Annotated in this window: 20 protein-coding genes and 2 pseudogenes; 10 read left to right on the top strand and 12 right to left on the bottom strand. The window is 70.3% G+C overall.

Translation table 11 applies throughout. From position 1 onward, the window contains the following. Nucleotides 1-695, bottom strand: a pseudogene (locus RH94_RS25915) (inositol monophosphatase family protein); the annotation flags it as partial. An 8-nt stretch (nucleotides 696-703) separates the two neighbouring features. Beyond that, the gene (locus RH94_RS25910) at nucleotides 704-1,831 is read right to left on the bottom strand and encodes a ferrochelatase (RefSeq protein ID WP_073950424.1); all 1,128 of its coding nucleotides are present in this window, start codon (nucleotides 1,829-1,831) and stop codon (nucleotides 704-706) included. Nucleotides 1,832-1,944: 113 nt separating this feature from the next. Here RH94_RS25910 and RH94_RS25905 point away from each other — a divergent pair, with 113 nt between their 5' ends. Together RH94_RS25905 and RH94_RS25900 are read left to right on the top strand one after the other, a co-directional pair. Next, nucleotides 1,945-3,183, top strand: coding sequence for an MFS transporter (locus RH94_RS25905; protein ID WP_073950422.1), 1,239 nt, complete (start codon nucleotides 1,945-1,947; stop codon nucleotides 3,181-3,183). Continuing rightward, nucleotides 3,143-4,462 carry a D-arabinono-1,4-lactone oxidase gene (locus RH94_RS25900; RefSeq protein WP_073950420.1) on the top strand — a complete coding sequence of 440 codons (1,320 nt, stop codon included), beginning with the start codon at nucleotides 3,143-3,145 and terminating at the stop codon, nucleotides 4,460-4,462. The genes RH94_RS25905 and RH94_RS25900 overlap by 41 nt, the downstream gene beginning before the upstream one ends. Here RH94_RS25900 and RH94_RS25895 read toward each other — a convergent pair. Then, nucleotides 4,386-5,216, bottom strand: a complete 831-nt coding sequence (locus RH94_RS25895; protein ID WP_073950418.1) for a hypothetical protein — start codon at nucleotides 5,214-5,216, stop codon at nucleotides 4,386-4,388. The two genes, RH94_RS25900 and RH94_RS25895, sit on opposite strands and share 77 nt — an antisense overlap. Before the next feature lie 496 nt (nucleotides 5,217-5,712). Here RH94_RS25895 and sepH point away from each other — a divergent pair, with 496 nt between their 5' ends. Beyond that, complete coding sequence (gene sepH / locus RH94_RS25890) at nucleotides 5,713-6,738, top strand: septation protein SepH (RefSeq protein ID WP_073950416.1); 1,026 nt, start codon at nucleotides 5,713-5,715, stop codon at nucleotides 6,736-6,738. A 232-nt stretch (nucleotides 6,739-6,970) separates the two neighbouring features. Here sepH and RH94_RS25885 read toward each other — a convergent pair whose 3' ends face one another. Further along, a complete protein-coding gene (locus tag RH94_RS25885) occupies nucleotides 6,971-7,825 on the bottom strand; it encodes a sulfurtransferase (protein ID WP_073950414.1) in 855 nt (284 codons plus the stop codon). A gap of 142 nt (nucleotides 7,826-7,967) precedes the next feature. Here RH94_RS25885 and RH94_RS25880 point away from each other — a divergent pair, with 142 nt between their 5' ends. The 4 genes and pseudogenes from RH94_RS25880 to RH94_RS25865 form a co-directional block, all read left to right on the top strand. After that, complete coding sequence (locus RH94_RS25880) at nucleotides 7,968-8,798, top strand: VOC family protein (protein ID WP_073950413.1); 831 nt, start codon at nucleotides 7,968-7,970, stop codon at nucleotides 8,796-8,798. A 128-nt stretch (nucleotides 8,799-8,926) separates the two neighbouring features. Next, nucleotides 8,927-9,409, top strand: coding sequence for a DUF1203 domain-containing protein (locus tag RH94_RS25875; RefSeq protein WP_073950411.1), 483 nt, complete (start codon nucleotides 8,927-8,929; stop codon nucleotides 9,407-9,409). A gap of 208 nt (nucleotides 9,410-9,617) precedes the next feature. Continuing rightward, a complete protein-coding gene (locus RH94_RS25870; protein WP_234426062.1) occupies nucleotides 9,618-11,126 on the top strand; it encodes a metallophosphoesterase family protein in 1,509 nt (502 codons plus the stop codon). A gap of 411 nt (nucleotides 11,127-11,537) precedes the next feature. Then, a pseudogene (locus tag RH94_RS25865) lies at nucleotides 11,538-11,768 on the top strand (hypothetical protein); the annotation flags it as partial. Here the strand turns inward: RH94_RS25865 and RH94_RS25860 are convergent. Both RH94_RS25860 and RH94_RS25855 read right to left on the bottom strand, forming a co-directional pair. Further along, entirely contained in the window at nucleotides 11,690-12,337 is a 648-nt protein-coding gene (locus RH94_RS25860; RefSeq protein ID WP_073950535.1) for a LysE family translocator, read from the bottom strand. The pseudogene RH94_RS25865 and the gene RH94_RS25860 overlap by 79 nt on opposite strands. After that, a complete protein-coding gene (locus RH94_RS25855) occupies nucleotides 12,330-12,656 on the bottom strand; it encodes a hypothetical protein (protein WP_143204079.1) in 327 nt (108 codons plus the stop codon). The genes RH94_RS25860 and RH94_RS25855 overlap by 8 nt, the downstream gene beginning before the upstream one ends. 458 nt (nucleotides 12,657-13,114) lie before the next feature. Here RH94_RS25855 and RH94_RS25850 point away from each other — a divergent pair, with 458 nt between their 5' ends. Next, nucleotides 13,115-14,452: an aminotransferase-like domain-containing protein gene (locus RH94_RS25850; protein ID WP_073950407.1), complete on the top strand. Its 1,338-nt coding sequence runs from the start codon at nucleotides 13,115-13,117 to the stop codon at nucleotides 14,450-14,452. A gap of 605 nt (nucleotides 14,453-15,057) precedes the next feature. Here RH94_RS25850 and RH94_RS25845 read toward each other — a convergent pair. After that, on the bottom strand, nucleotides 15,058-16,284 hold the full coding sequence (locus RH94_RS25845; RefSeq protein WP_073950533.1) for a CynX/NimT family MFS transporter: 1,227 nt from the start codon (nucleotides 16,282-16,284) through the stop codon (nucleotides 15,058-15,060). Between the two features lie 59 nt (nucleotides 16,285-16,343). On the opposite strand from RH94_RS25845, the gene RH94_RS25840 reads away from it, so the two are divergent. Beyond that, nucleotides 16,344-17,033: a FadR/GntR family transcriptional regulator gene (locus RH94_RS25840; RefSeq protein ID WP_073950405.1), complete on the top strand. Its 690-nt coding sequence runs from the start codon at nucleotides 16,344-16,346 to the stop codon at nucleotides 17,031-17,033. Here RH94_RS25840 and RH94_RS25835 read toward each other — a convergent pair. Genes RH94_RS25835 through RH94_RS46205 form a run of 3 tightly spaced genes read right to left on the bottom strand, consistent with a single transcriptional unit; the run spans nucleotide 16,985 to nucleotide 17,950 of the window. Then, nucleotides 16,985-17,314 carry a hypothetical protein gene (locus RH94_RS25835; protein WP_073950403.1) on the bottom strand — a complete coding sequence of 110 codons (330 nt, stop codon included), beginning with the start codon at nucleotides 17,312-17,314 and terminating at the stop codon, nucleotides 16,985-16,987. The two genes, RH94_RS25840 and RH94_RS25835, sit on opposite strands and share 49 nt — an antisense overlap. Further along, nucleotides 17,298-17,537, bottom strand: a complete 240-nt coding sequence (locus RH94_RS25830) for a hypothetical protein (RefSeq protein WP_073950401.1) — start codon at nucleotides 17,535-17,537, stop codon at nucleotides 17,298-17,300. The genes RH94_RS25835 and RH94_RS25830 overlap by 17 nt, the downstream gene beginning before the upstream one ends. Before the next feature lie 56 nt (nucleotides 17,538-17,593). Then, nucleotides 17,594-17,950, bottom strand: coding sequence for a GmrSD restriction endonuclease domain-containing protein (locus RH94_RS46205; RefSeq protein WP_073950399.1), 357 nt, complete (start codon nucleotides 17,948-17,950; stop codon nucleotides 17,594-17,596). Between the two features lie 207 nt (nucleotides 17,951-18,157). Between RH94_RS46205 and RH94_RS25820 the strand changes: the two genes are divergently transcribed. Continuing rightward, complete coding sequence (locus tag RH94_RS25820; RefSeq protein WP_158073094.1) at nucleotides 18,158-21,733, top strand: helicase-related protein; 3,576 nt, start codon at nucleotides 18,158-18,160, stop codon at nucleotides 21,731-21,733. Between the two features lie 49 nt (nucleotides 21,734-21,782). Here the strand turns inward: RH94_RS25820 and RH94_RS25815 are convergent, their stop codons facing one another. Both RH94_RS25815 and RH94_RS40900 read right to left on the bottom strand, forming a co-directional pair. Then, entirely contained in the window at nucleotides 21,783-23,453 is a 1,671-nt protein-coding gene (locus tag RH94_RS25815) for an Hsp70 family protein (RefSeq protein WP_073950395.1), read from the bottom strand. A gap of 65 nt (nucleotides 23,454-23,518) precedes the next feature. Then, a partial coding sequence (locus tag RH94_RS40900; RefSeq protein WP_407697353.1) for a hypothetical protein occupies nucleotides 23,519-24,089 on the bottom strand: 571 nt, incomplete at its 5' end.

The following is a 24,089-nucleotide window of genomic DNA, read 5'->3' as shown; positions in this document are numbered from 1 at the left end:
CCCGCCTCTCTGGCGATCAGGTCGCCCGCGGCGAAGTCCCAGGGGTTCAGGCCGCGCTCGTAGTAGCCGTCCAGACGGCCGGCCGCCAGGTCGCAGAGGTCCACCGCGGCCGATCCGCTGCGCCGGATGTCGCGCAGTCGCGGGATCAGTCGGCGGGCGACGTCGGCCTGGTGGGCGCGGACCTCGGTGACGTAGTTGAACCCGGTGGCGACCAGGGCCTGGTCCAGCGGCGGTGCGGAGCGGCAGGCGAGCTTGCGTTCGCCGGCCCAGCTGCCGGTGGCCCAGGCGCCGCGGCCGCGTATGGCGCGGAAGGTCTCGCCGCGCATCGGGGCGGCCACGACGCCCACGACGACCTCGCCGTCCTGTTCGGCCGCGATGGACACGGCCCAGGTCGGCAGGGAGTAGAGGTAGTTCACCGTGCCGTCGAGCGGGTCTATCACCCAGCGGATGCCGCTCGTGCCCTCCGTGGCGGCGCCCTCCTCGCCGAGGAAGCCGTCGTCGGGGCGCCGGTCGGCGATCAGGCCGGTGATCAGCTTCTCGGCCGCGATGTCCATCTCGGTGACGATGTCGATCGGGCTGGACTTGGTGGCGGCCACCGCGAGGTCGGCGGGGCGGCCGTCGCGCAGCAGCTCACCGGCGCGTACGGCGGCCTGGAGGGCGAGCTGCAGCAGTTCCGTGTGCAGGGCGTCGGTCACGGGGCTCCTCACGCGTAGGGGCTGTCGGCGCCCGCGGCGGCGGGGCGGGGCGCGCGGGCCGGGCAGCAGCCCACCGGGCAGAGGTTGTGGCTCGGGCCGAGGGCGCCCAGGGCGCACGGCGTGACCTGCTGCCCGCGTTCGGTGGCGGCGCGTTCCACGACCAGGTCGCGGATGGCGGCGGCGAACCGCGGGTCGGCGCCGACGGTGGCCGAGCGGCGCACCGGCAGGCCCAGCTCGTCGGCCTTGGCCTTGGCCTCGGTGTCGAGGTCGTAGATGACCTCCATGTGGTCGGAGACGAAGCCGATGGGCGCCATGACGACCGCCGGGACGCCGGCCGCGTGCCGCTCCTCGAGGTGGTCGCAGATGTCGGGCTCGAGCCACGGGATGTGCGGGGCGCCGGAGCGGGACTGGTAGACGAGCTGCCAGGGGTGGTCGACGCCGGTGCGCTCGCGGACGGCGTCGGCGATCAGCCGGGACACGTCCAGGTGCTGGCGGACGTACGCTCCGCCGTCGCCGTGCTCCTCGACCGGGCCGGAGGTGTCCGCGGCGGAGTTCGGGATCGAGTGGGTGCAGAAGGCGATGTGCGCGCCGTCGCGGACGTCCTCGGGGAGGTCGGCGAGGGACTCGATCACGCCGTCGATCATGGGCTCGAGGAAGCCGGGGTGGTTGAAGTAGTGCCGCAGCTTGTCGACCTCCGGCAGCTCCAGGCCCTCGGCCCGCAGGGTGGCCAGGGAGTCCGCGAGGTTCTCGCGGTACTGGCGGCAGCCGGAGTAGGAGGCGTAGGCGCTGGTGGCGAGGACCAGGATGCGGCGGTGGCCGTCGCGGACCATGTCCCGCAGGGTGTCGGTGAGGTAGGGCGCCCAGTTGCGGTTGCCCCAGTAGACCGGCAGGTCCAGGCCGTGGTCGGCGAAGTCCTTGCGGAGGGCTGCCAGCAGGTCGCGGTTCTGTTCGTTGATGGGGCTGACCCCTCCGAACAGGAAGTAGTGCTCGCCGACCTCCTTCAGGCGCTCGGTGGGGATGCCGCGCCCGCGCGTCACGTTCTCCAGGAACGGGATCACGTCGTCCGGCCCCTCGGGGCCGCCGAACGAGAGCAGGAGCAGGGCGTCGTACGGGGTGGGATCGAGCACGTCAGACATGTCTCGATCCTGCCATCTCCTCCTGACGGCCGGGATCCCGACCCGCACGGGGAGCAGCGCACTTGTAAGCTGTGTCAACTTTCTTCACGCCTTACCGGATTCCCGGAGATCCTGTGCCCAGCCCCTACCTTGCCCTGTTCGCCGTCCCTGGCTCCAAGAGCTTCTCCGCCGCGGGGTTCATCGGCCGGATGCCCCTGTCGATGATGGGCATCGGCGTGGTGACGATGATCTCCCAGCTCACCGGGCGCTACGGGCTCGCGGGCGCGCTGTCGGCCACCATCGCGCTGGCCGCCGCCGCCATCGGGCCGCAGATATCCCGGCTGGTCGACCAGTACGGGCAGCGCCGGGTGCTGCGGCCCGCGACGCTCGTCTCGCTGACCGCCGCGGCGGGGCTGCTGCTCGCCGTGACCTTCCGGTGGCCGGACTGGGTGCTGTTCGTGTGCGCCGCCGGGATCGGCTCGGTGCCGAGCCTGGGCGCGATGGTCCGCGCGCGCTGGGCGGCCCTGTACCGGGGGACCCCGCAGCTGCACACCGCTTACTCGTTCGAGTCGGTGGTGGACGAGGCCTGCTTCGTCTTCGGGCCGATCGTCTCCATCGGGCTGTCGACGGCCTGGTTCCCGGAGGCGGGGCCGCTGCTGGCCGCCTGCTTCCTGGCGGTGGGAGTGTTCTGGCTGACCGCGCAGCGCGCCACCGAGCCCGAGCCGCACCCGCGCGAGCAGCGCGGCGGCGGTTCGGCCATGCGCGCGCGTGGGCTGCGGGTGCTGGTGTCCACGTTCGTGGCGACCGGGACGATCTTCGGGGCGGTGGACGTGGTCACGGTGGCCTTCGCCGACGAGCGGGGTCACAAGGGCGCCGCGAGCGTCGTCCTCGCGCTGTACGCGGCGGGGTCCTGCACGGCGGGAGTCGTGTTCGGGCTGCTGCGCTTCGCGGGGCCGCCCGCCCGCCGCTGGCTGCTGGGCATCTGCACGATGGCCGTGAGTATGATCCCCCTCCTACTGGTCGGGAACCTGCCGTTTCTGGCCGTGGCGCTGTTCGTTGCGGGCCTGTCCGTCGCTCCCACGATGATCACGACGATGGCCCTCGTCGAAGAGCACGTACCACGCGCGCAGCTGACCGAGGGCATGACCTGGGTGAGCACCGGGCTGGCGGTCGGGGTGGCGCTCGGCTCCTCGGCGGCCGGCTGGGTGATCGACGCGGCCGGTGCGCGGGCCGGGTACGGGGTTCCGGTGGTGTCCGGGGCCGTCGCGGTCGCGGTCGGTTTCCTCGGGTACCGCCGGCTCAGCAGGCCGGCTCCGGGTCGGGGAGGCTCCGTTGGGCAGCACAACGAGCACGAGGAACGGCACGTGGCGTAACTGGGGCGGCAACGTCGGCGCGCGCCCCGCGCGCGAGGTCACGCCGGCCTCCGTGGAGGAGCTGGCGGCGGCCGTACGGAGGGCCGCCGAGGACGGCCTGAGGGTGAAGGCCGTCGGCACCGGTCACTCGTTCACGTCCATCGCGGCGACGGACGGTGTCATGATCCGCCCTGACCTGCTGACCGGCATACGCGGGATCGACCGTGACGCCATGACGGTCACCGTGGAGGCCGGTACTCCGCTCAAGAGACTCAATGCCGCTCTCGCGCGCGAGGGTCTGTCGCTCACCAACATGGGCGACATCATGGAGCAGACGGTGTCCGGGGCGACCAGCACCGGCACCCACGGCACGGGGCGCGAGTCGGCCTCGATCGCCGCCCAGATCAAGGGGCTGGAGCTGGTCACGGCGGACGGCTCGGTGCTCACCTGCTCGGAGGAGGAGAACCCCGAGGTCTTCGCGGCCGCGCGCATCGGGCTGGGTGCCCTCGGGATCGTCACGGCGATCACCTTCGCCGTCGAACCCGTCTTCCTGCTCACCGCGCGCGAGGAGCCGATGGCGTTCGAGCGGGTGCTCGCGGAGTTCGACCGGCTCTGGGCGGAGAACGAGCACTTCGAGTTCTACTGGTTCCCGCACACCGGCAACACCAACACCAAGCGCAACAACCGCAGCGCCGGACCGGAGGAGCCGGTGGGGCGGCTGTCCGGCTGGTTCGAGGACGAGTTCCTCTCCAACGGCGTCTTCCAGGTGGCCAACTGGGTGGGTCGCGCGGTGCCCGCCACGATCCCGGTGATCGCGAGGATCTCCAGCCGGGCGCTGTCCGCGCGGACGTACACCGACATCCCCTACAAGGTCTTCACCTCCCCGCGCCGGGTGCGCTTCGTGGAGATGGAGTACGCCGTCCCGCGCGCGGCCCTGGTGGACACGCTGCGCGAACTGAAGGCGATGGTCGACCGCTCCGGTCTGCGGGTGAGCTTCCCGGTGGAGGTGCGCACCGCGCCGGCCGACGACATCACCCTGTCCACCGCTTCGGGCCGCGACAGCGCGTACGTGGCGGTCCACATGTTCCGGGGCACTCCCTACCAGCGGTACTTCACCGCCGCCGAGCGCGTCTTCACCGCGCACGGGGGCCGGCCGCACTGGGGGAAGCTCCACACGCGGGACGCCGCCTACTTCGCCGGGGTCTACCCGCGCTTCGCCGAGTTCACGGCGCTGCGGGACCGGCTGGATCCCCAGCGCCTGTTCCAGAACGACTACTTGCGGCGGGTGCTGGGGGCGTAGCGGTCGCGGTGGGGGCCGGGGTGGTGGTGCCGGTGCCGGCCGGGGTGTCCGCCCCGGCGCTCCCGGTGCCCGTACTCTCCGTGCCTCCCGTGCTCCCCGCACTCCCCGTGGGGTCCGGTGCCGGCGTCGGGCTCGTCCCCGTACCGCCGCCCGTGCGGCCGGAGTCGGTGCCGCCCCGCGGTGTCCCCGTGTCGGTCCCGGTCCAGGGGGTCCGCGTCGGAGAGGAGGTGGGCGCCGGGTCGCCCGGCTCCTGCGAGGCAGGGGTACGGCGGCCGGTCACGGCGTCGCCGACCGTCGTTCCCCCGCCACCGCCGAAGGTGTTGCCCGACACCAGTTCGTACGCGGTGATGCCGGCCATGGTGGCCCCGAAGACGAGGGCGGCCGCGAGCACGGGCCGCTTCCAGCTCTTGACGCGGGCGCGGTGGACGGTCCCCTCGGTGAACTCGCCGAGCGGCGGCGGGGTCCGGCCGGCGGGGACGGACGCGGCGGCCGGCCTGGCGGCGGCCTTCTCGCGCAACTGCTCGCCGGTGCGCCGGAAGAAGTGCTGGAAGACCGGGCCGCCGCAGGTGGCGACGACACTGACGACACCGGCCCCGAGGATCGTGCCGTAGACGCCGAAGTAGGAGGCGAGCTTCGCGGCCACCACCGCCGCGACGGCGCTGCCCGCGACCTGAGGGACGGTCAGGTCGATCCGCCGTCTCCTCACCTCCTTCCCCGCACTCGCCCCACCACCGCCGTCGGACCTTTCGCGCATTCCCGGACCTTGCCTGCCTCTGCCGTACATGCGTACATGGCCGCACCTTTCGTAGGTGATCGACCGACTGCACAAGAAAGGGACGTACGGGCGAAACCATTGGTTCCGTTTCCGGTGATTCCGTGAAGTACGCCACGTTCATGATCGAAAAACCGGCAAGGGGCGGCCGAACGCCGCCCCTCACCAGAAGTTGGGCGGCGCGCCCATCCACGCACATGGTCCAAATGGAGTACCGTTGTGAGCCCTGGGCCCGGCCTCCCTTCGGGGTGTCCGCGGCCTTGCTGGACCGCCGGGAGGGGGCTGGTTGCACAGGGTGACGGAGTTGGTCACTTAGCGTTGTCAACAGGTAACCGTGCCATAACGGCGATCCAGGGCCCGCGCCCGACACGCCGGGCAACTCGGCAAGGTTGTGGCAGGCTGCACCCGGGCAGGCCACACTCGACTAGCGGAAGCAGCGACGCACGTGACGTCGGCAGGCACCACCCGGGAGGTCCCCATGCCCGAACTGCGTGTCGTGGCCGTCTCCAACGACGGCACACGGCTGGTGCTGAAGGCTGCGGACAGCACGGAGTACACGCTTCCGATCGACGAACGGCTCCGCGCCGCCGTGCGCGGCGACCGTCCCCGCCTCGGCCAGATCGAGATCGAGGTGGAGAGCCATCTCCGCCCCCGCGACATCCAGGCGCGGATACGAGCCGGCGCGTCCGCCGAAGAGGTCGCCCAGCTCGCCGGCATCCCCGTCGACCGGGTACGGCGCTTCGAGGGTCCCGTACTCGCCGAGCGCGCCTTCATGGCCGAGCGGGCCCGCAAGACCCCGGTCCGCCGCCCCGGCGAGAACTCCGGACCGCTGCTCGGCGAGGCCGTCCAGGAGCGGCTGACGCTGCGCGGCGCCGAGAAGGACACCGTCCAGTGGGACTCCTGGCGGCGCGACGACGGCACGTGGGAAGTACTGCTGGTCTACCGGGTCGCGGGCGAACCGCACTCGGCGAGCTGGACGTACGACCCGCCGCGCCGGCTGGTGCAGGCCGTCGACGACGAGGCGCGCGCCCTGATCGGCGAGTCCGACGACCTCGGCGCCCCGGAGCCCACCTTTCCGTTCGTGCCGCGCATCGCGCGTCTGCCGCGCGAGCGCTCCTACGACCGGGACCGCGACCGTCCGATGCTGCCCGCGCAGGCCCCCGAGCCGGCCGAGGAGAGCACGGGCGAGCGCGACTCGCTGACCAGCCTGCTGGAGGCGGTGCCGAGCTTCCGCGGCGACCTGGTGGTGCCCGAGCGGGCACCGGACCCCCTGGAGGAGCCCGCGCAGGAACCGGAGGTGGAGGAGCCCCCGGCCCCCGCGGCCTCCGCGGGGTCGGCCTACGCCGACGTCCTCATGCCGCGCTCCGTCAGCAGCCACCGCGACCGCCTGATCGGCGCCACCGACCGCCAGGCGGAGGCGGACGGCGTCCGCCCCGGCCGCCGGGCCGCGGTCCCGAGCTGGGACGAGATCGTGTTCGGCACACGCCGCAAGAAGCAGGAGTAGCAGGACCACAGGAGGCGGGGGGCCGGGCCGGTGGGCGCGGCCCGCTCCGCCATGACGGGACGTCACCCCACCGAAGTGACGGAGCGTCACCCGTCCCGGCCCCCTTGACCGCCCGTGACCCCGGCGAATGCGACGAAGGGGCCGTTCCGGGCGCCTCGAGACGGCCGTGACGTCACAACGGACGGGGCACGGCCCGCGCAGGGCCGGGTGCGAGGACACGGCCGGCGGGTGGTCACTGCGGGTCCGGACCCACCGCGACGGGGCGGGACGGGTCCGACGACCACTCCGACCAGGAGCCGACGTACAGCGCCGCCGGGATTCCCGCGACGGCCAGTGCCAGCACCTCGTGGGCCGCGGAGACGCCCGAGCCGCAGTAGACGCCGACCTCCCTGCCTTCGGCCGCCCCCAGCGCCCTGAACCGGGCCGCGAGTTCCTCGGCGGGCAGGAAGCGCCCGTCCGGGCCGGTGTTCTCGGCCGTGGGCGCGGACACCGCGCCCGGGATGTGTCCGCCCACCCGGTCGATCGGCTCCACCTCGCCCCGGTACCGCTCCCCCGCGCGCGCGTCGAACAGCACTCCGGAGCGCGCCAACGCCCCGGCCGCGTCGGCGTCGAGGAGCGGCAACGCGCCCGGCACCGGCGAGAAGTCGCCCTCGGCCGGCTCGGGCACGGCGGCGGTCCGGAGGGGGCCCTCCCAGGCCGCCAGACCCCCGTCCAGGACCCGTACGTCGGGATGCCCGGCCCAGCGCAGCAGCCACCAGGCGCGGGCCGCCGCCCAGCCCTGCCCGCCGTCGTAGACGACGACCGGCCGGTCCGCGGACACCCCGGCGCGGCGCATCGCGGCGCCGAAGACCTCCAGGTCGGGCAGCGGATGGCGGCCGTTCCCGCCCGGCGCCGAGGCCAGTTCGCGGTCCAGGTCCACGAAGACGGCGCCGGGGATGTGCCCGGCCTCGTAGGCGGCGCGCCCGTCGAAGAGCGGCTCGCCGGCCGCCTTGGCCACGCTGAGCTGCCAGCGGATGTCGAGCAGCACCGGCGGCCGCGGTCCGGACAGGGCGCCGGCGAGATCGGGTGCGGAGATGATGGCGTTCATGGTGACCATCCTTGCGCACGGGGTGGCCGCGTCGTCCGAGTCCGGCTACTCTGCGCGCCGGACAGGTCCGATCACGAGGCGTACGGGATCGGACACACGGCGTACAGCCGACCGACATCCTTGGGCCGGGAGATGAGTGACAATGACCGAGGTACCGGAGCCGACCGGCCCGAACAGCCCGGACAGCCCGGACAGCCCGAACGGCCGGGCGCACACCCGGTACACGCCCGGCACACTGTGCTGGGTGAGCCTGATGGTCCGTGACATGGCCGCCGCTCAGGCCTTCTACGCGAAGCTCTTCGGCTGGGAGTTACAGCCGGGCCCCCGCCGGTCGGGCCCCTCCGTACGGGCTCTGCTGGACGGTCACGAGGTGGCGGGCATCGGGCAACTGCCGTCGAACCGGCACCTGCCCGCCGCCTGGACGCCGTATCTCGCTTCGGACGACGTGGATCTGACGGCTGAAACGGTACGCCTGTGCTGCGGCACGATCGGGGTGGGTCCGCTGGACGCCGACGACTCCGGGCGCCTGGTGATCGGATCGGACCCGTCGGGCGCGGTGTTCGGCGTCCGGCAGGCCGCCGCGCACCCGGGTACGCGTATCGCCGGCGTGCCCGGCACCCCGGTGTGGAACGAGCTGGTGACCTTCGAGACGGAGAGGGTCGTCAAGTTCTACGAAACGCTGTTCGGCTACGAGGGGAAGGCGGCGGAGTCCGACGGCTTCGACCACGTGACCCTGCACCTGGACGGGCGCCCGGTCGCCGGGGTGCACGGTGCGGGCCGCGCCCTGCCTCGCGACCGGGGCCCGCACTGGCTGACGTACTTCCAGGTCACCGACGTGGACGGCGCGCTCGAACGGCTCACCGCTCTCGGCGGCCGGGTGCTCACTCCGGCGCGGGACTCGGCCCACGGCCGGGTGGCCACGGTGACCGATCCGGAGGGCGCGCGGTTCGCGCTGGTCCAGGAACCGCGGTGACTCCGGCGGCCCGTGTTGACAGGGGGTGTCGCTCGGAAGGGTGATACCGGCAGGACGTCCGATGACAGCGCGACGACGACGTCGGATATCCGCCGGTGTGAAACGCGCGGAAGCGGAAGTCTGGGTCCATGACCGTTACTTCGACCGCGGCATTCCGCATCCACGCACTTCCCGCCGAGGCGCTGAACAGCGTGCGGGCGAGTGGAGTCGACGCCTTGGGCCATCGCGCCGAGCACATCACCGCCGAGGGAGGCGAACCCCTCCGGTGCTGCCTGCGCGACGCCGAGTCCGGCGACGAGCTGCTTCTCTTCGGTTATCAGCCGCCACTGCCGGCCGGCCCCTACCGGGAGGTCGGAGCCGTACTCGCTCATGCCGAACCCTGCGCCGGCCCCGTCGGCATCACCGGCTATCCGCCGGACTGGCGGGGACGGCCGCAGGTGCTGCGGGCGTACGACGGGCGCGGCTGGATCCACGACGCGACCACGGTGCACGACGGCCAGGCTCCGGAGAAGGTGATCGCCGACCTGCTCGCCGAGCCGGACGTGGCGCAGCTCCACAGCCGCAACATCGCGTGGGGCTGCTTCATGTTCGTCATCACCCGCCCCGACTGAGGACCGGGAGCACCGGGGCACCGGGAGAGCCGGAAGCACCGGGGCACCGGGAGAGCCGGGAAAGCTCCCACTCCGTTCAGGTTCTCTCAGCCGTTCGCCCGCGTCGTGTCGTGGGGGACGGGACAACACCGTCGGTGACGATGCCGGGGTGATCACCGGCGACGTGATCCGCCGGTCGTCGTCAACCGAACGGAGAAACGTGAAAACGATGCTGCCCCGGATCGTGGCCCTCGCCGCGGTGGGTGTCCTGGCCACGGCGGTCTCGGCGGGTGCCGTCCCTGACCGGCCCGCCGCCGGCGGTACGGGGCCACGGCCTCCTGGGCCGACCGCTCCACCGAAACCGACCACCCCACCGGGGTCGGCGCCCAACGGTGAGGCCTGGGCGTGGACCCAGCTGACCAGCCGCGGCACCCAGATCCGCTACGTGTCCACGGACACCAGCCAGAGCTGTCCCACCGTGCGCTACACCCTCGGGGGGGCCAGGAACCCGTTCCCGATGCACCGGGTGAGCACCCCCATGGGGCTGCAGTTCCCCACCACCGTGTGCGAGTTGGGGGTGCCCCTGACGGCCTCCGCCGCGGTGCTCGAGCAGTCGACGGTCCAGGCGGCCGCGCTGCACCCCGCGAACGGGCAGCTGCCCCTGCCGAAGTGGACGCCGACGACGCGTCCCGGCAGGATCGGGGTCATCGGCGACACCGGCTGCAGCGTCCCGAAGTCGGGTCCCGTCCAGAACTGCGCGACCGGCTGGCCCTTCGGCCGGATCGCGACCAGCCTGGCCAACGGGAACCCGGATCTCGTGATCCACGTCGGCGACTACCTCTACCGGGACGACCCCGCCAGGGAGAACGACAAGGCGGCGAACCCGGGCTGCCGGACGTCCGCCGACGCGGCCCGGTGGGACTGTGTCGTCGCCGACTTCTTCCGGCCCGCCGAAGCACTGCTGGCCAAGGCGCCCGTCGCGCTGACCCGGGGCAACCACGAGGACTGCAACCCGACGGGGCAGGGCGGCGCGGGCGGGGCGTGGTTCCGCTACCTCGCGGACGACCTCCGCAGCAACGGCAGCTGCAGCGTCTTCAGCCCGCCCGCGTTCCTCCGCGCCGGCACCCTGAACCTCGTCTCCGTGGACTCCTCGAGCGCCGACCCGGACAACAACGGAAGTCTGGCGAACAGGGCCCTCTTCACCCAGCAGTTCAACACTGTGAACCAGGACGCGGGGCAGCCGCAGCACGCCAACCAGGACTACTTCCTCTTCACGCACAAACCGCTGTGGATGGTGAAGGCGGCCGGCACCATGCCCGGCACGGTGGAGTGGGCGACACCCGTCCTCGACGCCGCCGTCGCCGGCACCAACCTGCACGCGCTGCGCGAGAACGTGCGGCTGGTCCTGTCGGGACACATCCACATCTACCAAATGCTCGACTTCAACACCGCCCGGCCGCCCCAGCTGACCGTGGGCTCCTCGGGCGGGCCTCTGGACAACGGCCCGGACGACACGAAGGTCGTCGGCAAGGCGATCGGCACGCCGCCCCAGCCCGTCAACCAGTCGATCACCCAGGAACAGAACCCTCCCGGAGGGATCGGGGTGTTCGGCTACGCGGAGCTGCGCGACACCGGCACCACCTGGTCCCTCGTCTTCCGCGACCCGACCGGTGCTGTGAGGGGCCAGACCTGCACCCTGAGCACGAGCAAGGCCAACAAGTCCTTCACCTGCCACTGAACCGCCCGCCGGGTCGACCACCCGGAAAGACCACGGGCCAGGCCTCGGGCCTGCGCCTGGTCCGTGGACTGCACGGAATCGTCGACGGCACGTCCATGGTCAACTCGCGCACGCCGGCCTTCTCGCTGCCGCGCGGGCCGGCCCTCTTCGTTCGACGCCGCTCTGCCGACGGCAGCCTCTCCCGGATCCGCTGCGTGGGGTCGGCACGGGCCGGGGGCTCGGCGCCATCCCCCTGCGCGTGACGCGATCCGGATGGACGGCTCACCGCTGAGGCCGTGTCGGAAACACGTACTCCGTCCGCGCGGCCTCGTCCGGCCCGTCCGGGCGCGGATGTCGGTGACCTCGACGCGCACGACAATGCCGTTGGGCGCGGTGTGGGGCGAAGGCGGAGGTCCCGGTCGGGGACGTGACCGTGCCGCAGCCGTGGCCCGCTCCCTGCCCTGCCTGACCACGGTCCAGGCCCTGGCCCCGGCGGTCCAGGGCATCGACGCCCTCCACCACGGCGACGTCGGCGTCCGCTCCCTCCAGGAACACGCCGGCCTCCTGACCGCGGCCGACCGGGATCAGTGCGGAGCGGTCGGCGTCGAGGTGTCGACGGCGAGCGCGACGGCCAGCGCACCGAGCGCCGTTCCCATCAGGTAGCGCTGCACCTTCAGCCAGGAGGGGCGGCGGGCGAGGAAGCCGGAGATGGTGCCGGCCGCCAGCACGATGGCCAGGTTGACGGTGAGGGCCACCACGATCTGGACGGAGCCGAGCAGGATGCCCTGGAGCAGCACGTTGCTCGCCTCCGGAGCGAGGAACTGAGGGATGAGCGAGAGGTACATGATGGCGATCTTCGGGTTGAGGAGATTCGTCATCAGACCCATCGTGAACAGCTTGCGCGGGGGGTCGGGCGGGATCTCCTGAGGAGCGAAGACGGAGATGCCGCCCGGCTTCAGCGCGCTCCAGGCGAGGTAGCCGAGGTAGACGGCGCCGGCCAGCTTCACGGCGACGTACAGCTCGGGCACCGCGATGAAGACGACCGACAGGCCGAGGTTGGTGACCACCAGATAGACCAGGAAACCGACGGCGACGCCCCCCAGGGATATGACGCCGGCGCGCCGCCCCTGGGTGATGCTCCGGGAGACGAGATAGATCATGTTCGGGCCGGGCGTGAGCACCATTCCCAGGGCCACCAGCGCGACGCCGATGACTCCGCTTGTCTCAACCATGGCCACCCGCTGCCTTCTTCTCGTTCCGTCGGTGTGCCGCCCCTGTGGTCGAGCCGTGCTCGCGGCCGCCGCGCAGGACCTCGGAGAGGCTGTGGCAGATGTCGTGCAGCAGGTGGCGGGTGAGGAGGTCGACGGTGGGCCTCGGGTCGGGGAGGCGGGGGTCCGCGTACTCCCATTCGTCGGCGGTGAGAGCCGCCAGGCGGTCGGCCAGGGCCTCGGCGGCCCGGCCCAGCTCCTCGGCAACCCTCAGTGCGTCCTCGTCGCGGTAGCGCGGCGGGGGTTCCGAAGCTCCGGAACTCGGTGCAATCGGCGAAGCCATTCCGAGCATTGTGTCGATCCGCTGACGGAACAACAGGCACATGTCGCGTACGTGGCAGCCGTGTTCCAGCACCGACCACGCGGGCGCTCCGCCGCAACGCCGCGTGGTCCCGGGGCCGGCCAGCACTCGCCGCCAGCGCGCCGCGTACCCCAGGAGCAGGTCCGCGGCCTCGCGCCGGTCATAGGGACAGGAGGTGAAGGTGCAGCGACTGCACCGGGGCAGCGGAAGGCGAGGTGGGCCCAGTAACGTGCGTGCCGCGATGTTCACCGTGGCGTGACCGCCTTTCCTGCGGAGTGTTCTCTGACCCTGCCGAGCGCCCCCCTGAACAACACGTGCCACGCTCGGGGCGATGGCGAGTGTATTTCGGATCCACACTCGGCTCAATAGGAAAGTTGACTCAGCATCACCCTCGGTGCAATCTGGCTGCTTGGATACGGTGTGCTCGGGAGGAGGGCATCGTGAAGAACTACCAAAGCGTCGCCGACGCGGTGGCCGAGGAGATCAGGACGGGCCGGCTCAAGGCGGGCGACCGGCTTCCGCCGCAGCGGGACTTCGCCCGGCAGCACGGCATCGCCGCCTCCACCGCCACCCGCGTCTACCAGGAGCTCGCCCGCCGGGGCCTCACCGTCGGCGAAGTGGGCCGTGGCACCTTCGTGTGCGCCGCTCCCGGCACGCCCTCCCCTTCCCCGGCCGGCCCCTCGGAGGGCCGGGTGGACCTGGAGCTCAACTACCCGGTGGTACCCGAACAGGCCGAACTGCTCGCCGCCGGACTGGGCCGACTGCTGCGCCCCGACGTCCTGGAGTCCGCCCTGCGGCCGACCGGCCCGGTCGGCACGCCCACCGCACGTGACGCCGCGGCCGACCTGCTGACGCGTGGCGGCTGGCGTCCTGATCCGGCACGCGTGCTGTTCGCGGGAAGCGGTCGGCAGGCGATCTCGGCCGTCGTCGCCGCGCTGGCGCCACCGGGCACGCGGCTGGGTGTCGAGGAGCTGACCTACCCGGTGCTGAAGGCCATCGCCGCCCGGCTCGGGGTCACCCTGGTGCCGCTGGCCATGGACGAGGCGGGACTGGTCCCCGAGGCCGTCGAGGAGGCGCACCGCGCCGGGCCGCTGCACGCGGTCTACGTTCAGCCGGCCCTGCACAACCCGCTGTCGCTCACCATGCCCGAGGAGCGGCTGGACCGGCTGGCGCACGTGCTGACGGAGCTGGGGATCCACGCGATCGAGGACGGCGTCTGGTCCTTCCTCTGCGACGGCCCGCCCTCGCTCGCGGCCCGCGCGCCCGAGCGGACGGTCCTCGTGGACAGCCTGTCCAAGCGGCTCTCCCCGGGACTGTCCCTCGGGATCGTGGTGGCCCCGGAGGCCGTCGCCAACGGCATCTCGGTCTCCCTGCGTTCGGGGGGCTGGGCCCCTATGCGCTTCGCGCTGGAGGCGATGTCCCAGTGGCAGGCGGACGGCAGCGTGCCGGCGATCGTGCGGGCCAAGCGGCAGCAGGCCGGGCAGCGGCAGGAGATCGCCCAGCGTCACCTCGGTGACTTCGTGACCCAGGGCGACCCCCGCTCGTACTACCGCTGGTGGGAACTGCCTCATCCCTGGCGCGCCGATACCTTCGTCGCCGCCGCCGCGCGGCACGGCATCGGGGTGACCCCGGCCGCGGCGTTCTCCGTCGGCCGCCATCGGGTGCCGAACGCCGTCCGCCTGGGCCTGGCCTCCCCCGCTTCCAGCACCCTTTCCTGGGCTCTTGCCACTTTGGCCGACCTCGCCCGGTCCGCTCCGGACGACCTCGCCACGGACTGAACGCCGAGCCGGAGCCCATCAGTTTCGGCTGAACATCCCGGCGGGTGCGTCGGAGGAAAGGCCGGATATCCCATTGCGTACGCTACGGCGGCCCCAGGCGGAGTCACGTCGTGAATCCAGCCCGACGGGCGAGGGGTTCGAAAGGAAAATGAAAGAAAAGCCGACGAACCAAGGAATATTGACACCTCGTCGATACGCGTCTTCTTCGCGGGGCACCCATCTGTTAAGACAGGCTTCGGCGGTACCTGAAGGCACTGGAGGTGGGAACAACTCGTTCATCCCGGTTCCGCCGAAGGTTGCGGGATCGGAAGTCACCCGTTCGGTGCAACGCAACATTGGTCGCGTGTACGGGGTGGAACCGGGATCCGTCCATGGCGGGCCGACGGGAACGAGTCGGGGTGCGGTCGGCCCTGGCCCGCCTCGTGCGTCGGCTTCCCGGACCATGGGGTGCCAGGCCTCTGGAAGAGCCGGATTTCCGCCGTTATTTTTACCGCCCCAGGTGAAAAGGGTCGCCCGCTTTTCTCAAGACCACTCGCCCGTACGGTGTCCACCGGTCGACGCGCGCGACGGCGCCTCCGGTCCGCGGGTTTCCCGACGACGCGTCGTCAGCCGATCTGGCGGTCACGGCCGGCCAGCAGGCCGGCTCCGATCTGCGCCAGCGTCAGCAGCATGACGAAGGCCAGCGGCGTCCGCCAGCCGTCGGAGTGCTGGTAGAGGGCACCGACGACGATCGGTCCGGGGATCGAGAGCAGGTATCCGAAGCCCTGCACGAACCCGGACAGGCGAGCGACGGTGGAACTGTCCCTGCCCCGCATGCCGATCATCGTCAGGGCCAGTGGGAAGGAACAGTTGGCGACGCCGAGGAGCACGGCCCACAACCAGGGGGCGGCGGTGGGCGCCCCCCACAGTCCGGCGTAGCCGGCCAGGCCGCACACACCGATGGCGGCCGCGATCCCGCTCTGGCCGGGCAGCCGCCCGGCCACGGCGGACAGCGCGAAGGACAGCGGGACGCCGAGCAGCGAGGTCACGGAGAACAGCAGACCGGCGGTCCCGGCCGACAGGCCCGCGTCCCGGAAGATCTGCGCCAGCCATCCGATGATGATGTAGGCGGAGCCGGCCTGGAGGCCGAAATAGGCGGTGAGTGCCCATGCGGTCGGGTCGCGGGTGAGGGGAGGGCCTGCCGCCGCCTTCTGCTCCGACGCGCCTGCCCCGGGACCGGCGGCCCGGTCGCGGCGACGGGCGAGGGCGAGCCAGGGCGGTACGGCCGTCACCGCCAGCGCGGCCCAGGCCCCGAGTCCGTACCGCCAGTCGCCGCCGAACGCCTCGGTCAGCGGCACGGTGACGGCGGCGGCGGAGGACGCGCCGGCGTTCAGGGCCATGGAGTACAGCCCGGTCATCGCGCCGACCTGATCCGGGAAGCGTTGCTTGACCACCGCCGGCAGCAGCACGTTGGCGATGGCGATCCCGGCGAGCGCGAAGGCACTGAGCGACACGAACAGGGCGGTGTCGGCGACGAGCGGGCGCAGGGCGAGCCCTGACGCCAGCACCAGGCCGCCGACCGCGAGGGCGCCGCTCGGGCCGTAGCGACGGGCCAACCGCGGTGCCGCCGAACCGACCACCGCGAAGCAGGCGGCCGGGATCGACGTCAGCAGCCCGGCGACGGTACCGCTCATGGCGAGCGAGTCGCGGACCTCTTGGAGCACCGGGCCGAGGCTGGTCACGGCCGGTCGCAGGTTCAGCGCGGCCAGGACGAGGGCCGCCACCGTCAGCCGGCGCATCCCCTTCGACATTCCGACGAGCGTGTCTCGGCCCGTCAGTTCATCGCTCGCCATGCCGCTCATCGTGACTCATGGGATGAGCCTACGTCCAGCGTCCCACGTAGACTCACGGGATGACTCTGGAACGCGTCCGTCGTGAAGCGCTGTCCGACCAGGTGATCGCCCGGCTGCGGAGGCAGATCACGTCCGGGGCGTGGCCGGTGGGGTCGCGCATCCCCAGCGAGCCGGAACTGGTCGAGCAGCTCGGAGTGGCGCGCAACACGGTGCGGGAGGCGGTCCGGGCCCTTGTGTACACCGGGCTGCTGGACATCCGGCACGGCTCGGGCACCTATGTACGGGCGACCAGTGAACTGGCCGGGGTCATGCGCGGCCGCTTCGCCGAGGCCGCCGCCGAGGACGTGACCGAGGTGCGCGGCGCCCTGGAGGCGCGGGCGGCCCGGCTGGCCGCCGTCCGCCGCACTCCGGACGACCTGCAGCGACTCGACGCCGCACTGGCCCAGCGGGAGCAGGCATGGTCGTCCGGCGACCGGGTCGCCTTCGTGAACGCGGACGCCGCGTTCCACCTGGCCGTGGTGGCCGCGTCCCACAACATGGTGCTGGTCGAACTGCACGCGGACCTCGGCGAGGTGATCCGCGAGTCACTCCTGGACCACTTCCGCGACGCGTTGCGTCCCGAGCAGTACCAGGACCACGCGCGGCTCGTGGAGGCGATCCGCGCCCGCGACGGCGACCGGGCCGCGGACGAGGCCGGCTCCTACACCGTGGGGTGCGTTCCGCGGTCGGACCCCGACGCCTCCGCGTGACGCCCGCTGAGCGCGTTGAGGAGGTAGCCGATCGACTCGATGGTCTGATTCAGCCCGGTCTTGAACGCCTCCACATCCACGTCTGCCAGTCTGGAGAACTGCGCCTCACCGGTGAGGACGGCGTTGACGTTGCGCAGCAGCCAGTCCAGCTTGAAGGTGAATCCGCTGTCCGACCAGTTCCTCAGTGCCTCGTTCATGGTCGGACAGGCCTGCGGCCAGGACGCGTGGATGGCCGCCAGCGCGAGATCGCCTTGGGAGAGCTTGTTACCCCCGGAGTTCACCCGGTTGAAGATCCACGGCGACGTCGATGGTCATGTCCTCACCGGTGACCTCGTCGATGTGGATGCTGCGGTCCTTGATCTGGGTGACGCGGTTCAGACGCTCGATGTAGGAGGTCACCTGTGACGCGTCGTCTCCGGCCAGTGTGGTGATGGACGGCAGGAGTGTGTCCAGCCCGCCCTGGAAGAGCGTGGTGACGTCAACCCAGAGGAGATTGCCCTTCATCTTGGCCGGAGCGTGGAACTCGAAGGACTCAGTCTCCGGGCTGAAGTGAAGGCCGGTCAGAGCTGCCGGACTGCCCTCGAAAAGCGAGGCGAGCGGCCCCGCATGACTCCGTACAGGGTGGTCACCCGCTGCTGCCCGTCGAGGAGCATCTGCACAGTGCCGTCCTTCTCCGGGCTTCCTCCGCGGGTGCTCACGCTCTCCACCTTGGTGCTCCAAGTAAGGAACCTTCCGATCGGATAGCCACGGTACAGAGACTGGAGCCCTGCCCGTACGGGACCGACCCGGCGGCCGGGGGTGCGCGTTTCGACTGTGAAGACATCATGAATAAAGCCGGTGGACCTCGATTCCTCTGACGGCTCGGAGAGCTCGAGGCAGAGGACGACAAGTGATGACAGCTTCCGCAGAGGGGACACACGGCAACCGAGTGCCACCAAGTAGTCTTACTCTGGCCAAACCTGCTTTCATGAGGGGGTTTTGGCACCATGTAGCAGCCCGACAGCAGATCATTCCCATCCTCCGTTGGCCGGTTAGACAATCCTGGTCGCACCGGCCTCCCCAGGGCGGCGGGGGGTGATCCGCTTGAGTTCCTGGGCACGGTGTCCGTTGGACAGGGGGATGGAGTGAAGGAGAGAGCGACGCCAAAGGACGGAAACCATCCAGCGGCGGCAGGTGTACCGCTCGATGACGACCGGCTCCGCCTGCAGTACATCCCTTGGGGGGATCTGACCAGAGCAACAGCCTTGGAAGCGCTCAGCGCAGCGCAACATTTCTTCTACGACGATCCGGAGTACTCCGGGCAGATCCCGGTTCCCGCAGCACGACAGCGCCCCGTGCCGCAAGCACACGACAGCACGTCCCGGAGCAGGCTGCCCAGTGGCATCTATGTCTTTGAGTCGCGAGTACAAGGCCGGGTTTCCGCCGGGTTCGCACTGAGCAACGGTGATGTTCCCGTTCCTCCCCAGGTGAAGCGCCTACGTGACATAGACGACGATCACATGCTCCACCAGGCCCTCCTCCAGTATCAGGAATGGTGTGCCACTGCCCCGGACGAAACCGAGCCCGAGTTCAAGTTCGTCCGTGGTGACCTCGTCCGACTCGCGGCGGGCACGCAAACCCTCACGGTGATAAAGGCTCGACTGCTGCGGGACGGAAGCGTCCAGTACACGTTGCAGGACGCGAACGGACGTCGAATCATGGCCTTCGAGGAGGATCTCGAGGCACTTCCACCCGATACCAAAGATCCCGAGGACTGGATTCTCCGGCCGCCCGCCCCCGCCGACCGGACCGCGCTCGCGCTCACTCTCGCCAAGCTGAGCACGCCGCTCACGGATGTCGTGTACTCGTATCAGTCGAGCCGCACGGTGTTTCGGCCCTACCAGTTCCGCCCCGTACTCAAGCTGATGAGTTCGGACCGTCAGCGGCTGCTGATCGCGGACGAAGTCGGTCTCGGCAAGACCATCGAGGCCGGTCTGATCTGGAACGAGTTGGAGCAGCGTACCCATCTGCGGCGTACCTCGGGACGGCGCGGTGGCACGCACTTCCGGGGACTCGTCGTGTGTCCCGCCGCACTTGTCACCAAGTGGCAGAACGAGATGCGCGATCGCTTCGACCGGCGCCTGAGCGTCCTCGACAAAGAAGGTATGGCGGAGTTGGTGGAGCTGTTCCGCAGTGGGGACACCAGCGAGCCGTTCGCCGGGGTGGTGTCTCTGGAGCGGCTCCGGCGGGCCGGACAGCTCGATGAACTTGCCGAACTCCAGCCCCGGTTCGACCTCGTGATCGTGGACGAGGCACACTACCTGCGCAACGCGAGCAGCCGAAGCCATGCCGCGGCAGCCTTGCTTGCCGACTGGGCGGACGCCCTGATCTTCCTCTCCGCCACTCCGCTCAACCTCGGCAACCAGGACCTCTACAACCTCGTTCACCTTCTCGACGAGTCGTCCTTCCCGGACCCCAAGGTCTTCGAGAACCAACTCGAGCCCAACCGCCACCTGAACGCGGTGGCCGTCGGTCTCGCCAAAGGCAACGCGGCCACTCCGGACGGCGCTCGAGCCCTGCGCTCCCGACTCATGCGGGTCCCGACATCCGCGTACGGCAAGATCACCGCTCAACGACCGGAGTTCCAACGCCTCCTGGAGCTCCTGAGCACCGGCGCGCCGCCGTCCCCTCAGCAATTCGCCGAGGCGCGGCGGTGCATCGCCGAACTCAACGCCCTCGCGGGTGTCGTCAACCGCACGCGCAAGGCCGATACGCCCGACCGCAAGGCTCTGCGTGAGGCCGAGGACATCGCAGTCCGCTGGACCCCGCAGGAGCGCGCCTTCTACGACGACCTGCACGCATGGTGTCTTAAGCGCGCGGCCCGCAGCGGCACGGCCGCCGGCTTCGCCGCACAGATGTGGCTGCGACAGGCGGCCAGTTGCATCCCGGCCATGCAGCAGCGGCTACGGGAGCGTTTTTCGCTCCTATTGGCCGAGGACGAGGCTGTGGAGGAACTTCTCTACGAGTCGGAGGTCGTCGACGACACCGAGGATGTACTGAACGACAATGTCTCGGGATCAGTCACTTCTCCCGAGAAGGTTGCCCGCGAGTTGGCGGAGCAGGCCGACGAGCTCTCGGCGCTGCGCCCCTTGCTTCGGGAGCTCCCCGTGGACACCAAGTTCGAGCGGTTCGCGGAAATGCTGCGAGGCGCCCGCGCCAAGGGCATGCGGCAGGCGATGGTCTTCTCCTTCTTCACCCGCACCCTGGAGTACCTGCAGGAGAGGCTGACCCCGGAATTCAAGGTCCGGGTGATGCACGGAAAGGTCCACCCGACCGATCGGGCACGCATCATGAAGGACTTCCGTGCCGGCGAGTTCGACCTGCTCCTGGTGAGCGAGGTGGGCAGCGAGGGCCTGGACTTCGAGTTCTGCAACGTCCTGGTCAACTATGACCTGCCCTGGAACCCCATGCGGGTCGAGCAGCGCATCGGGCGCCTCGACCGGTTCGGCCAGCAGTACGAGAAGATCTTCATCTTCAACATGCAGGTGCCTGGCACCATCGAGACCGACATCTTCCAGCGCCTCTACACGCGTATCGGAGTCTTCCAGGACTCCATCGGAGAACTCGAACCGATCCTGCGCGGGCGGCTCAAGGAACTGCACCGGATCGTCCTCAACCCTCGCCTCACCCCGGAGGAGCGGCGCCGTCAGGTCGACCGGATCGAAGTAGCGCGGGTGGACCGACAGAAGGACCTGAAGACCCTGAACGATGCCCAGGCACTTCTCACCGGCCTGGACGGCCTGCTCATCGAGGGCTTCGACGAAACCAGTCCGGGCAGGGGGCGCTACCTGGGGCCCAAGGAGATCCGTGCACTCGTCGAATGCTTCCTCACGGACAGCGGGAACGGCGTGCTGCGCGAAGTCCCTCCCGAAGACGACCTGGTGGACATCACAGGCAGCAGCGACCTGCTCAAGACGATGTACGCGGCGATGGACGCGGGTGTCTTTCCCCATCCCCGCGACGGTCTGCTGGCCAGGCTCAAGAGTGGCTCACCGATGCGCGCCTGCTTCACCGCAAGCACCTCGTCGGTGAGTGGGGTTCCGTTGCTCAGTGTGCGCCATCCGCTGGTACGCACCGCCCAGTGGTGGTACGACCAGCATCCCGAGCGACTCCTCCGCTACGGACGGGTACGGCTGCCTGGTCTGCCGCCTGGTTCCCGCCATCTGGTGGAGGTCCGGCTGGCGCGTACGGACGGCACACGTGCGCGCCGCGAACTATGGACCACCGCAGTCGACATCCAGACGATGCGGGAGGTGCCCGAGGTCGGGACCGCACTACTGACTTCTCTTGCTCGCGGTGAACTCACCGACGTAAACGAGCCGTTGCCCGCCGATATCAGTACGTCGCTCGCCGAGGTCCTGGAAGAGGTGCAGGCCCTTGCGGCCGCGCAGGAGCGCACGACCAAGCAGCTCTACGAGGCCGAGAACACACGGTTTGCCGCAGGTCGGCGTGCGACGGTGAGGGACACGTTCCAAGTGAAGATCGAGCGGGCCCGTCGTCTCGCCCACGAGGTGGACCACCCCTCGATCCGCCGCCTTCACGAGAGCAGGGTGACCTACCTGGAGACTCGGCGGGATGCCCTCCTGGCCCAGATGGAACGGGACTCCCGCTTCAGCCTGTCCACCGAGACGGTCGCCCTCGTTCTGGTCGAGGAAGCTTGACGTGCATCGGCCGGTGGCCAGGGTGTGCCCCTGACCACCGGCCGATGCCTCACTCCCACGGGTGGGAATACATGTCGGTGAAGGATGGCCGCCAATGTTCTTCGCCGCCCCTCCGCACAGGCGTCAGGCGGATCGCGCCCTGCTCTCCCGCCCGGAGTACGGGCCACCTCTCCACCCTGAACGTCATGGGCCGGGAGGTGGAGTCATGAACGACCATTTCGCCGTTGAGCCTCAGTGCGAGGGAGAACAGGGTCCTCGGGTGGAGTTCGACGGGCAGGTGCGGCAGCATGCTGCCTCCCACGGAGAAGTCCATCGGTTCCCCGTCCACCGCCATCGCTCGGATCCGGGCTTTGGTGACCCTTCGGACATCCGGTGTCCCTCTCCAGTGATGGGCCAGCTCCTCGCGGCGCATCACTTGGTCCGGAGCATAGAGGGGCTGGAAGGCGGGATAGAGCAGTTCGCTGCGTCGGCCTCCGTCGAAGTCCTCCCATTCCAGCACCAAGTCGAAGCCAGGCCTGGGGAGGTTGAGCCGGTGGTAGTCGCGGACCACCAGGCCGGTCACAACCGACTGTTCCGGTGATTCCAGCGCTCTGTCGAACCCCACCTGGGCATGGGGGAACATCCCCTCGAATGCCTGACGCACCAGAGGCACTTGAGACATCCCACCGGCGAGCAGCACATGCTGCACGTCGGCCGCCAGCTCCGACAGTGGCATACGGATCAGGCGCTCGATGTCGGGCGTCGTGCGCCTGCGCAGCCGCGCTTCGCACAAAGCGGCCCTGGCATACTCCAAGGCCTCGTTCAGCTGAGGCCGGAACGCCTTCTCCAGCCGTTGGCGCGTGTAGGTGAGCAGCGGAAGATTAGTGTATCCGCCACCGACCGGAACCGCCTGCTCGTCGTACCGTGTGTCGGAGAGCAGCACCTTGAGTCGTCGGGCAGCTGCCACGAGCAGCGCCCTGAGGGTGGAGGGATCAGGCATCCGGTCCACCGGCATGCCCATGGCCTCCAAGTCCTGTTCCAGATCCTGGGCGATCCGGAGGTCCAGCGCGTCACCGGCCCTGGCCACACCGCGTGCCGAGAGCACGGTGAGCTCGGGGGCACCGTCCTGGAGCGACTCGGTGACCTCGACCACAGCGATGTCAAGGGTGCCCCCTCCGTAGTCGAAGACCAGCGTGGTTCCATCGGGCCGGTCTTCGCCGAGTTCCCAGTAGAGACCCTCCGACCAGGCAAGCCCGGCGGCCACCGGCTCGTCGACGATGTCCCCGACGGACACCGGTACGCCCGCGGCCTTGGCCAGAGCGGCGAGTCGCCTGCGCTGCGGTCCGTCCCAGATGGCGGGGCAGGCAAGGCGGAAGTGCGCGTTTTCCGTGTCCGCTCCGGCAGCCCGGACGCGCAGCAGCACGTGCTCCAACAGCTGCTCGATCAGGAGATCCGCCGTGTACCGGACGGTGCGGTTCGTCCCCTCGACCCGCAGTGCATCCGGCGCCGAATCGAAGGTGATGCACTGTTTCACCGACCGCAACGCCGAAGCGCCCGCCAACGTCTCCGCGCCTTCGCCGAACAGAAGCTCCCCGGAGGCGGAGACCGCGATCACACTCGGCATCCAGGCCCTACCATGACCGATCGGCACATTCTCCGGCGAGCCGCCGGGGAGCCGCTGGCTCACCAAGGTGGTCGCGGTGCCGAAGTCGATACCGATCAAGGGCTTGTCGTGCTGCACCGATGTCCTCCATGGACCCGGGCTGCCGGAGTCTCGATCCCGGCAGCGAAAATCAACGATCTTGCCTACTGCTCGACCCGGCGGACAATGGCGTGCTCCAGCACGACGGGCTCGGATTCACGGGGGCCCTGCCATACGAAGCCGGGCCGCTCCACCACCACCCGTGCCGTCGGCCCACCTGGGGCCCTGTGAATCACCGGGTCGTAATCCGTCTCTTCTCCGGGTGCTCCGATGTCCAGCACCCCGGCCGCTGCCGCGCGCGCCAAGGCTCTGCGGTACAGGGCGTTCGCCGGCCCTGTTTCCTCGTCCTCGTGGACCGCTTGGTCCGCGACTTCGGCGAGTACCGCGGCAAGCACGCGCAACGTGTCGATCCTGGACTGCCGCAACTGCGCCTGCGAAGCTCCGCGCGCGGTCTGCCGGGACTGTCTCAACTCGTCATCCCGCCGCCTCACCTGACGTGACATGGCCTCGACGCGCTGAGCCGCCTCTTCGAGCTCCCCCTGGGCCGATTCCCACTTGGCCTCGGCGGCACGGGCACGCGCTTCGGCCTCGGCGCGATGCTTCTCCTCGTCTTTCAGTCGAAGGCTCAGCCGGTTTGCCGCTGCTTCCGCCTCGGTCAATGCCTCCGACGCGGCT

It is taken from the genome of Streptomyces kebangsaanensis (assembly GCF_001906585.1).
Lineage (GTDB): Bacteria > Actinomycetota > Actinomycetes > Streptomycetales > Streptomycetaceae > Streptomyces > Streptomyces kebangsaanensis.
The sequence above is the reverse complement of the archived record's forward strand: the minus strand, read 5'-3'. Positions and strand labels throughout refer to the sequence as shown.

Coding starts and splice junctions, on each gene's coding strand:
- RH94_RS25875 (WP_073950411.1), top strand. CDS start 8,927: ATGACCGTTACTTCGACCGCGGCATTCCGCATCCACGCACTTCCCGCC.
- RH94_RS25860 (WP_073950535.1), bottom strand. CDS start 12,337: ATGGTTGAGACAAGCGGAGTCATCGGCGTCGCGCTGGTGGCCCTGGGA.
- RH94_RS25870 (WP_234426062.1), top strand. CDS start 9,618: ATGCTGCCCCGGATCGTGGCCCTCGCCGCGGTGGGTGTCCTGGCCACG.
- RH94_RS25910 (WP_073950424.1), bottom strand. CDS start 1,831: ATGTCTGACGTGCTCGATCCCACCCCGTACGACGCCCTGCTCCTGCTC.
- RH94_RS25885 (WP_073950414.1), bottom strand. CDS start 7,825: ATGAACGCCATCATCTCCGCACCCGATCTCGCCGGCGCCCTGTCCGGA.
- RH94_RS25855 (WP_143204079.1), bottom strand. CDS start 12,656: ATGGCTTCGCCGATTGCACCGAGTTCCGGAGCTTCGGAACCCCCGCCG.
- sepH (WP_073950416.1), top strand. CDS start 5,713: ATGCCCGAACTGCGTGTCGTGGCCGTCTCCAACGACGGCACACGGCTG.
- RH94_RS25895 (WP_073950418.1), bottom strand. CDS start 5,216: ATGCGCGAAAGGTCCGACGGCGGTGGTGGGGCGAGTGCGGGGAAGGAG.
- RH94_RS25830 (WP_073950401.1), bottom strand. CDS start 17,537: ATGAAGGGCAATCTCCTCTGGGTTGACGTCACCACGCTCTTCCAGGGC.
- RH94_RS25845 (WP_073950533.1), bottom strand. CDS start 16,284: ATGGCGAGCGATGAACTGACGGGCCGAGACACGCTCGTCGGAATGTCG.
- RH94_RS25840 (WP_073950405.1), top strand. CDS start 16,344: ATGACTCTGGAACGCGTCCGTCGTGAAGCGCTGTCCGACCAGGTGATC.
- RH94_RS25880 (WP_073950413.1), top strand. CDS start 7,968: ATGACCGAGGTACCGGAGCCGACCGGCCCGAACAGCCCGGACAGCCCG.